The organism is Flavobacterium columnare, assembly GCF_014844295.1.
In the GTDB taxonomy this organism is placed as follows: domain Bacteria; phylum Bacteroidota; class Bacteroidia; order Flavobacteriales; family Flavobacteriaceae; genus Flavobacterium; species Flavobacterium columnare.
Genome location: NZ_CP054494.1, coordinates 1 through 2,500, shown reverse-complemented (window position 1 = coordinate 2,500; position 2,500 = coordinate 1). Strand labels below are relative to the sequence as shown.

Here is a 2,500-nt window from a genome sequence, read left to right as displayed (position 1 = left end):
GCGAAAGCGAGTCTGAATAGGGCGCTTGAGTCAGTAATGTTAGACGCGAAACCGTGTGATCTACCCATGGGCAGGATGAAGCTGTGGTAACACATAGTGGAGGTCCGAACCGGTTGACGTTGAAAAGTCTTCGGATGACCTGTGGGTAGGGGTGAAAGGCCAATCAAACTCGGAAATAGCTCGTACTCCCCGAAATGCATTTAGGTGCAGCGCAGTGGTAGAGTTATATAGAGGTAGAGCTACTGATTGGATGCGGGGGCTTCACCGCCTACCAATTCCTGACAAACTCCGAATGCTATATAATATACACAGCAGTGAGGGCTGGGGTGCTAAGGTCCCAGTCCGAGAGGGAAAGAACCCAGACCATCAGCTAAGGTCCCCAAATGTATACTAAGTTGATCAAACGCGGTTTGATTGCATCGACAGCTAGGATGTTGGCTTGGAAGCAGCCATTCATTTAAAGAGTGCGTAACAGCTCACTAGTCGAGCGATCGAGCATGGATAATAATCGGGCATAAGTATACTACCGAAGCTATGGATTTGACAAAAGTCAAGTGGTAGGGGAGCATTCTAACATCGTAGAAGGGATTCCGTGAGGATTTCTGGAGAGGTTAGAAAAGAAAATGTAGGCATAAGTAACGATAAGGGGTGCGAGAAACACCCCCGCCGCAAAACTAAGGTTTCCGCAGCTATGCTAATCAGCTGCGGGTTAGTCGGGACCTAAGGCGAATCCGAAAGGAACAGTCGATGGCCAACGGGTTAATATTCCCGTACTACTTATAATTGTGATGGAGTGACGCAGTGGTGAAAGTACCGCGAACTGACGGAATAGTTCGTTAAAGCACCTAGCTATAGGCCCGGTAGGCAAATCCGCTGGGACTGGTGAAATGCGATAGTACTCGGATTCTTCGGATGATGGGATAGTGTACCTAAAGGCTGCCAAGAAAACCTTCTAAACATAGATTATAAGTACCCGTACCGTAAACCGACACAGGTAGTTGAGGAGAGTATCCTAAGGCGCTCGAGAGATTCATGGCTAAGGAATTAGGCAAAATAGACCTGTAACTTCGGGAGAAAGGTCGCCAGCGCAAGCTGGCCGCAGTGAAAAGGTCCAGGCGACTGTTTATCAAAAACACAGGGCTCTGCCAAATCGTAAGATGAAGTATAGGGCCTGACACCTGCCCGGTGCTGGAAGGTTAAGAGGAGATGTTATGAGCAATCAGAAGCATTGAATTGAAGCCCCAGTAAACGGCGGCCGTAACTATAACGGTCCTAAGGTAGCGAAATTCCTTGTCGGGTAAGTTCCGACCTGCACGAATGGTGTAACGATCTGGACACTGTCTCAGCCATGAGCTCGGTGAAATTGTAGTATCGGTGAAGATGCCGATTACCCGCAGTGGGACGAAAAGACCCTGTGCACCTTTACTATAGCTTAGTATTGACCTTGGATAAGTGATGTGTAGGATAGGTGGGAGACTGTGAAATGGCGTCGCTAGGCGTTGTGGAGTCATTGTTGAAATACCACCCTTTGCTTATCTGAGGCCTAACTCCATATTGTGGAGGACATTGCTTGGTGGGTAGTTTGACTGGGGTGGTCGCCTCCAAAAGAGTAACGGAGGCTTCTAAAGGTTCCCTCAGCACGCTTGGTAACCGTGCGTAGAGTGCAATGGCATAAGGGAGCTTGACTGAGAGACATACAGGTCGATCAGGTACGAAAGTAGAGCATAGTGATCCGGTGGTTCCGCATGGAAGGGCCATCGCTCAAAGGATAAAAGGTACGCCGGGGATAACAGGCTGATCTCCCCCAAGAGCTCATATCGACGGGGGGGTTTGGCACCTCGATGTCGGCTCGTCACATCCTGGGGCTGGAGAAGGTCCCAAGGGTTGGGCTGTTCGCCCATTAAAGTGGCACGCGAGCTGGGTTCAGAACGTCGTGAGACAGTTCGGTCTCTATCTACTGTGGGCGTTAGAAATTTGAGTGGATCTGACTCTAGTACGAGAGGACCGAGTTGGACCAACCGCTGGTGTATCTGTTGTTCCGCCAGGAGCACCGCAGAGTAGCTACGTTGGGAAGGGATAAGCGCTGAAAGCATATAAGCGCGAAACCCACCACAAGATGAGATTTCTTTTAAGGGTCGTGGAAGATGACCACGTTGATAGGCTATAGATGTAAAGGCAGTAATGTCACAGTCAAGTAGTACTAATAACCCGTAAGCTTATTGTAAGAGCCCCCTAACCCCCAAAGGGGGAACCTCAGGGGGCTCGTAAAATTCTTTCCAAATTAAATATTTATCTCAATATGTTAAAATATTTGTTTCGTTTAAAAACGAGACAGTCTTAAATAAGAAAGTCCAAAGGAAACTTTACGACATTCGACTTTAGACTTAAAACCTTAAGGTGGTTATTGCGGCGGGGCTCACCTCTTCCCATTTCGAACAGAGAAGTTAAGCCCGCCAGCGTCGATGGTACTGCATTTTGTGGGAGAGTAGATCGCCGCCTT

Annotated in this window: 2 rRNA genes (1 of these 2 cut by a window edge); both read left to right on the top strand. The window is 48.6% G+C overall.

Annotation, left to right across the window (positions count from 1 at the left end):
* Positions 1-2,224, top strand: a 23S ribosomal RNA gene (locus tag HUE53_RS00010); it begins 652 nt to the left of the window's first position.
* A gap of 169 nt (positions 2,225-2,393) precedes the next feature.
* Positions 2,394-2,500: ribosomal RNA gene (gene rrf / locus HUE53_RS00005) — 5S ribosomal RNA — on the top strand.